A 7,006-nucleotide genomic window follows, 5' to 3' on the forward strand; every position below is an offset into this window, starting at 1 on the left:
GCAAAGTAGCGGCGAAGAAGAGCAAAGTGGCGGAGCCAGCAGTATCAGCACCCATGGTCGATGAGGCCACCGCTCCGGCATAAACACAAACGTTCTTGTCAGACCATCAGACAAGGGGCATGCGGGCCCCTTTTTTGTGACGTGGCTGCATAGCTTCTCCAAGTGCATTACCAAAGCGCTTGGCGTTGACCTACCCGTTGGGAATAGCGTCGTCCTCTAATTGTGGGTGTGACCTGCAGGGGCAACTAGAAGACTAACTCTTGTCGCGCCTACATAGGTGTATACCTGCGAGCATGAATCTGACCGAGCCACCGGCCAACTCGATGGTGGGCACTTGTAATGGGATGATCGTAGCACTTTGCTCGATGACTTCCACTTGTTCCGAAGACAGGCTGGCCAAAGCGCGTGAAGAGATGGCTAGTATCCTGCCACTGGACCCGTTGAGCTGTTGCAGCTGACCGAAAATTGACCACTGTCAAGATTCAATCGGCGTCAACACCAAGCTGATCAAACTTCAAAGCACTCAGCGCGCAAACAGTCTGCCGCCCAAGCATCATAGATGCCCAACCAAGAATGAGGTGCCTGCTTTTTGGATTGACCTCGTTTCACCAAGAATTCGAGCCGCATAAAATGCTTAATTCTCAATTCTCGACAAAAAGTCCTTCACTTTTCCCGTAAATTACGTGAATCTAGGTCGACCCTCGTTAACTTCCAGAGAGAACACGAAGAAGGCGCTTGACTTGGCAATCAAGCGCCTCCAGCACGCGGCTACAAAAACTGTCCCGGTTGGTACAAAGCTCAGCATCGCTGCGGTTGCAAAGGAAGCTGGAGTGAGCAATTCCACAATTCACAATCGCTATCCCGAGGTTGCCAATGAGATCAGGACGTTGATTGGCAACACTTTGGCCCAAAAGATTGAGTCTAATCGTGGCAGCCTTAAGGAATGCTGCAATAAACTTGCACAGGCCCGCAAAGAAATCGAGCGTTTAAAGAGCGATTTAGATCGATCACAGTCAATAAATTATCGCCTTGTGAAGGAGAATGAACTGCTACGGAAGGCGCACGGAGACAGCTGAGCGTGCGATCCAGTTGTCGGTATACAGCTTGATCAGGCGTGTGTCGCCCTTGATGATGATGAAGTTCTCAGCGTTCTTTTCTTGAACAGCTTTCGTGAAGTTGAAACTGCCTGTCAAAATAGTTTCTTGGTCAAAGATAATAATTTTTGAGTGGGCAATCGCGGATCTTTCATCAATTAAAACCGGGACTTCGGCGTTCAGAAGGAACGTCGTCCCGGTGTAGCGTTCGGGTCGCTGACTCTTGTCGAGAATTGCTCGAACGTCAACACCAAGCTGTTTTGCTTGCATCATGGCCTTAGCAATTGACGCCGAGGTGAACGAGTATGCTTGCATGAAGATACTTTTCTGCGCATGGTAGATCAAGCTGATCTATCTCACCTTCGCAGTACTGCCCCGGGGTGAAACAGGTTGCATAGGATGCTCTGGGTGCGAATGTTGTCATTTGTATTTCGCGCGACTGCCCGCTGCTTTTTTCGTCTGTGGCCATCCAGAATGAAGTCATGCGGTTGGCAAACGCGGGCGTTGGTAGTGGCTGTACTACGGAGAGGAGGCCGATTGCAGCGGCGGAGAATTTGTTCATAATGATAATTTGTGCTGCGCTGTGGCAGTTTGAGTTGTTACTTTCTTTGAAAACATTCATTTGCTTGGGAATGTGGGGATGTAACACTTCAACAAAGGTTACGGTTGTCGTGTTGATTTATGACTTGTCCACCGCTGCGGTGCACTACATCGGAACCATTTCCGATTGACTTCCCAATGATTTGCCGGTATCGCCTTGTTTGGCACAAAGTTTCACGAAGCGGCAGTGCTCCTTCTTCGCAGGTATATTGATGACAGGTATTGCTGCAAAGGGAGTTTTTCTTAATGGGAAATAATGAATTCTTGGGCGTGTTGCCTGAAATGGTGACCTTTGTTCGCGTAGCGGAGTCAGGCAGCTTCTCGGCTGCCGCGCGCTTTTTGCACGTTTCCCCCTCGGCGGTAAGTAAACAGGTGACCCGGCTCGAGAAGGTACTAGGGGCGCAATTGATTCGGCGTACAACCCGTCAATTGCAGCTCACCGATGTGGGTATGGAGGCATTCCACAAGTGCAGCGAACTCGTGGAAGCAGCCCAAGGTGCCATGCAGGTGACGGCGAAATTCATGGAGCGACCGCAAGGCATGGTGCGGCTCACCGCTCCGAAAGCCTTTGCAAAGCATATTCTGCACCCCGCGATACTTGATTTCCTGGACAAGTATCCTGACGTTGATGTCCAACTAATCGTCACTGACAAATCGGTTGATCCCATTCAGGAAGGGGTTGATCTGGTAGTCCAACTGACCAAAGTTCCACCCTTGAATTTGGCCTCGCGACCACTTATGAAGGTCGAGCACATCCTGTGCGCTTCCCCCAAATTTCTCAAGAACAACCATCCCATCAAGTATCCCAAAGACCTGGTGGGAATTAACTGCCTCTACATTGGCGAGCGGGACAGGGACAACTGGTGGCGATTTAAGAAGGGCAAGGAAGTTGAGGATGTGGTGGTCAAGGGCCGTTACGTAGCCAATCACAGCGAGATGCGGCTGGAGGCCATTCTCAGAGGCATTGGATTGGGATGTGTTCCAGACTTTGTGGTCAGAGATGTGTTGCAAAAGGGGACCGTACGGCGGATCCTTCCCGAGTGGGAGCTTGAGGCAAACTATCACGGAACTGCACACATTCTCTACCCCCCCAATCGTTTTCTGGCACCCAAATGTCGAGTACTGATTGACTTTCTGGTAGAACACGTTGGCCGGAGCATGAAGGTTGCCTGACTACTCCATGCACCGGGTCTGCCGGGGGCACTGCGTGGGCAGCGTGGCTTTCTTGCTTTGGGCCGGTCATAGGGCATGCACTCCATGTTAGGCGAAGGACTTTTGCAGTAGTGGTGCAAAACGACCGTTGATACGACAGTGGTTCCCTGCTGACAACCTCTGCAGGCGGAGTCAACGTGTATTGCAAATCAACCAGGGCCACGTGAAACTAGCCTTTGCACATGCTGTCTCGATGATCCCTACGGTGGCTCTGGCGGCAATCATGAAATAAATCTTCCAGATATCGGGCGCCTTTCCTTTAAGTTGATTGAAGTTCACCTGTACCAGATTGGTGAAATGGGCTCATGAATAATTCTAGTAGTCATCTGCGCTCAGCCGATAGAACACATGACGGTTGATTCGAATTCGACAATCTCTTGCGTAGCGAACAAAACATCCGTCGCGCATAAGTTCTTAGTAGTTGTATTTTAAGACCCACGAATAACGTGCGAATCCCCTTAAAAACGTTCTATGCAAACGTATTTTTTTTGATCATTATCAACGTCAAAGCCAACACAACAATTCAAGAATAGTTCCCCCTCCATTAAAGCTCCAGTTTGATGCGTAGATGATCAAGTCAAGAGTCTCGTCAACATTGGCTTTTTGGCAATGACTTAGCTATTTTCAAAGGGAAGGCCACTTTCCTAACGGCTACAGCGTTACGAAAGTTAATTTGTATACGGGGGAACAGGTCATGATGATTTTCAAGTGTCTGCGCATTCGTTCCAACGAAGCACAAGTCATGTTCCAAAGAAGGCATGAAATCGTTCCTCTGATCGAGTGCTGCGTGCTAGTCTTTGGCATGCAGATGGAAATATCATTTGCTTATAAAAACAGCAATTTCATCCGTCAGCAACGGAGCGTCGTTCGGAAAAGCATTGATCAACTCATATGGAGCTTCCGATGACAAATTTGACCGAAAATAAACTGGGTGATTTCAAGAACCTATATCCCAACAATCCGAGAATTCAGGCACTGACGCTCGATGAAGTGCTAAAGAACACGGCCGGGATGACCGTTGACTGGAGCAAAATAAAGTTCCGACAGCAGTCCGTAGCGGCAGCCGCAGCGATCTCCGGATGTCAATTGGCGGTTGGGTATGTTGTATTTGACGTTGTTTGCTTGGCAGTTGGGGCGGTCGGGCTGCGTGCGGGAGTCAGCGGCAGCACTGTTCAAGCGATGGCGAATGCCGTGGCGCCAGTGCTGTCGAAAATAGAAATCATCATTGCTAGGCTAGCTGCCCAAGGCGCCACCACCTCAGAAATTGCGTGGGGCGTTTTCGAAATACTAAAAACCATTTATTCAGGGGGGTGCCTGGGCGCAGTTTTTGAGGCCTTCACTGATAGCCTCAAATGGTGGGAGATGGTTCTTTACGGAATTACCGGAGTTGCAACTATCGTTGCGGCCTTGGCCACCGACGGCATGGCGTTTGTCGCCGAAATCGTGATCCTGCTGGCCACATTCGGCTTTCTGCTCTCGGATTCTGCAAGCGCCATTCAAATCTGCAACCTACCGCCAGAACAGCCGGAACCGGGACCAAATCCCACGCCCGGTCCCGACCCCTTTCCGTTTGAACCTGTCGTGGCTATCAGGACGGTTAACGGTCACACGCTGACCGTGGTCAACAATGGTGGCCTTGGCGGTGGCAATGTGGCTATTCAAACAGATAGCCGCACCGTAGGTCCCTGGGAAAAGTTCGTCTTGGTTCCCATTGATGCGCAGTCGCGAACATTTGCATTGCGCACCAGCAATGGCAACTACGTCACGGCCGTTAACGGTGGTGGCATGGGGGGGCCCAATGACGCCAGCAGTCCGCTGCATACCGATGCGACTTGGGTCGACTCATGGGAAAGGCTCATCTTCGAGCAGCAAGCAGATGGGACATATGCGATTTGTACTACTGCGGGCTATTACCTAACGGCAGTAAACGGTGGTGGGTGGGGAGAAGGGGCAAATCAAAAGCCTATCCACACCGATGCCAGAGCACTCGGCCCATGGGAGACGTTTAGCCTGATAAGCGTATCCTGACTCCTTGGGAAGTATTCAAAACGTCGCCACATTCCTGCGCATTGTGAATCCAATTGATGCGTCTGCCGCTGGGGATCGTTTTGGCAACGCTTTATTGACATAGCCCATTTACGCCGATCACTGGCCAGGCTTGCGCTGGCCAGCTTCATGGTTCTCTTGCAAAAATACCAGTTGATGGTGTCTATTGTGGGCATGAGACGCGACTTTTCGTCCATTGTCCGCTCTGTGTTAAAGCCGATATTGAAGCGGTAAAGCTGCCTTAGCGTCAGTTGCCTACCCACCAAGGCTCCATTGGCACTCCATAAACTCAATGTCCGCCTCGCGGGGCGTTGACTTGCGGCTGCAACGACTGCAACCAGCCCTTCGCTGCTGGGAGAATGTAAACGAAGTTGTACCGTCGCTTCGAAATCGGGAGCGACATGCGAGAATCCGGCACGGTCATATGTCGTTTCTGAAGTAGGGGAAAACCTTTGAGTCTCTGAATCGCCCTCGGGGCGATTCACGCGCCGCTACCTAGCTATCTATTATTTGCCCCAAAACCGAGATTCTTTCGAATTAAAATGCAGAGTCAACTAAACCAACATAACACTGCATGTCAATCATTCAGGTTATCAGTTTCGCTAGTCTGTGCGTCCTAAATATCGGCTAGGCGCTGGCGCAATCTGCACCAATCCGATTACTATACGCCGAACGACCTCTGTTCTTGAGTCGATTACTGCAAGGGAAGGTATTGGAAACACTACTGAATTTGCCATCCAGCTACATGTGAAAGCAGGTAAAGGCTATGTCAGATTACGCACAAAATAGAGAGCAACTCGCCAATCGCAGCTGTACAGCGCGCCAGCCACGACAGCTCAGCGGCATGGGCCACTAATGGAGGCTATCAGTTCGCCATGGAAGAATCCAAGAAGATAATCTTTGACAACATATGGGCCGGGCTTTTACAAAAAGGGGAGTCTGAGAACCCTCATGAAGACCCGCTGCAAGATACGGATGTGCAAAGCATGTTCTCTAAAGAGGAATTGCGGAATGCAGCGTCCTTGATCAGGACCCTGCGAAGGGGCGCTGCTTATGAAGAGCTATTGGGTGGCTTAAGGCTTGCAGCGGCTGATTTGGAAAAGGTACAAGAGGCACATTCAAATCCACTCGTTAGTCTGAGCGTAATTCGGGCGCTTTTGCACAAACACGGTTGAGCTCAGACTGTCCATGCAGCACAACGTATTAGTTGGCTTTCCACTTGTAGGTCGGCAGTTTATGACGGGCACGTGGTCATGTCATAAAAATGATCCTACAGTAGGCGTTGCGCTCCATTTGTAAATGAACTGATTTGTGCCGATAATTTGCTATCGCTGAACGCCATTGGTCCACAGGTTGCGCCTGGCGATCCAGAGGCTGCCATATCGGAAGTCTGGTGACCTCTTGCGCCCTATGCAGCGAATTGTGCGCGCGGTTTTACGAACTTCCGCTTGTAACCCCCGAGGAGATGGCCATGTTTAAACACATTCTGATTCCCACAGATGGCTCCGATTTATCGAACGCGGCCATCACCAATGGTGTCAAATTGGCCAAAGAAATCAATGCCAGAGTTACTGGATTGGCGGTTACCATGCCCTACCATTACTTCTCCATGGACGGAGCCATGCTCTCCGACTCCATTGACCGTTACGAGGAAGATTCTGAAGCGCTAGCATTGCGCAATTTGCAAGTGCTTAAGGATGCTGCTTCTGAAGCGGGCGTGGAATACGCATTGTTGCATCGGGTGAATGAGCATCCGTACGAGGAAATCATCAATGTAGCGCAAGAACAGCGGTGCGACGTGATTTTCCAGGCTTCGCACGGTCGACGCGGTTTGCGCGCATTATTGATGGGTAGTGAGACCCAAAAGGTTCTGACCCACACAAAAATCCCGGTGCTGGTGTTTCGCTAACTATTGGGCAGTAGTACGGCTGGCAGTGGGGCGCTGCCTTGCGCCAGCATGGAGCGTCACGCGCCGCCACTTCAAGGTCGGCGTGTAGCCGCATGGGGTAAGGCGAGTGTGTGCTACATGATGTATTACTTTGCAAATGCATTAA

Annotated in this window: 6 protein-coding genes and 1 pseudogene; 5 read left to right on the forward strand and 2 right to left on the reverse strand. The window is 50.7% G+C overall.

Annotated features, from left to right (window positions below):
- Positions 1-253: 253 nt before the first annotated feature.
- A pseudogene (locus tag AC1RMF_RS26160) lies at positions 254-439 on the reverse strand (arginine deiminase-related protein); the annotation flags it as partial.
- Between the two features lie 301 nt (positions 440-740).
- Between AC1RMF_RS26160 and AC1RMF_RS26165 the strand changes: the two are divergent.
- Complete coding sequence (locus tag AC1RMF_RS26165; RefSeq protein ID WP_493145433.1) at positions 741-1,076, forward strand: TetR family transcriptional regulator; 336 nt, start codon at positions 741-743, stop codon at positions 1,074-1,076.
- Here AC1RMF_RS26165 and AC1RMF_RS26170 read toward each other — a convergent pair.
- Positions 1,050-1,439: a phospholipase D-like domain-containing protein gene (locus AC1RMF_RS26170; protein ID WP_493145434.1), complete on the reverse strand. Its 390-nt coding sequence runs from the start codon at positions 1,437-1,439 to the stop codon at positions 1,050-1,052. The two genes, AC1RMF_RS26165 and AC1RMF_RS26170, sit on opposite strands and share 27 nt — an antisense overlap.
- A 501-nt stretch (positions 1,440-1,940) precedes the next feature.
- On the opposite strand from AC1RMF_RS26170, the gene AC1RMF_RS26175 reads away from it, so the two are divergent.
- From AC1RMF_RS26175 to AC1RMF_RS26190, 4 genes are all read left to right on the forward strand, one after another.
- Positions 1,941-2,867, forward strand: coding sequence for a LysR family transcriptional regulator (locus AC1RMF_RS26175; RefSeq protein WP_493145435.1), 927 nt, complete (start codon positions 1,941-1,943; stop codon positions 2,865-2,867).
- A 942-nt stretch (positions 2,868-3,809) separates the two neighbouring features.
- Positions 3,810-4,934, forward strand: a complete 1,125-nt coding sequence (locus AC1RMF_RS26180; protein ID WP_493145436.1) for a fascin domain-containing protein — start codon at positions 3,810-3,812, stop codon at positions 4,932-4,934.
- Positions 4,935-5,827: 893 nt separating this feature from the next.
- A complete protein-coding gene (locus AC1RMF_RS26185; RefSeq protein ID WP_342616757.1) occupies positions 5,828-6,127 on the forward strand; it encodes a hypothetical protein in 300 nt (99 codons plus the stop codon).
- Positions 6,128-6,423: 296 nt separating this feature from the next.
- Positions 6,424-6,861, forward strand: coding sequence for a universal stress protein (locus tag AC1RMF_RS26190; RefSeq protein ID WP_493145437.1), 438 nt, complete (start codon positions 6,424-6,426; stop codon positions 6,859-6,861).
- Positions 6,862-7,006: the final 145 nt, after the last annotated feature.

The sequence above is a fragment of the Rhodoferax sp. GW822-FHT04A08 genome (assembly GCF_058801025.1).

What these genes read in the sequence shown, in the direction of transcription:
- AC1RMF_RS26175 (WP_493145435.1), top strand. Translation starts at nt 1,941, where the DNA reads ATGGGAAATAATGAATTCTTGGGCGTGTTGCCTGAAATGGTGACCTTT.
- AC1RMF_RS26180 (WP_493145436.1), top strand. Translation starts at nt 3,810, where the DNA reads ATGACAAATTTGACCGAAAATAAACTGGGTGATTTCAAGAACCTATAT.
- AC1RMF_RS26185 (WP_342616757.1), top strand. Translation starts at nt 5,828, where the DNA reads ATGGAAGAATCCAAGAAGATAATCTTTGACAACATATGGGCCGGGCTT.
- AC1RMF_RS26190 (WP_493145437.1), top strand. Translation starts at nt 6,424, where the DNA reads ATGTTTAAACACATTCTGATTCCCACAGATGGCTCCGATTTATCGAAC.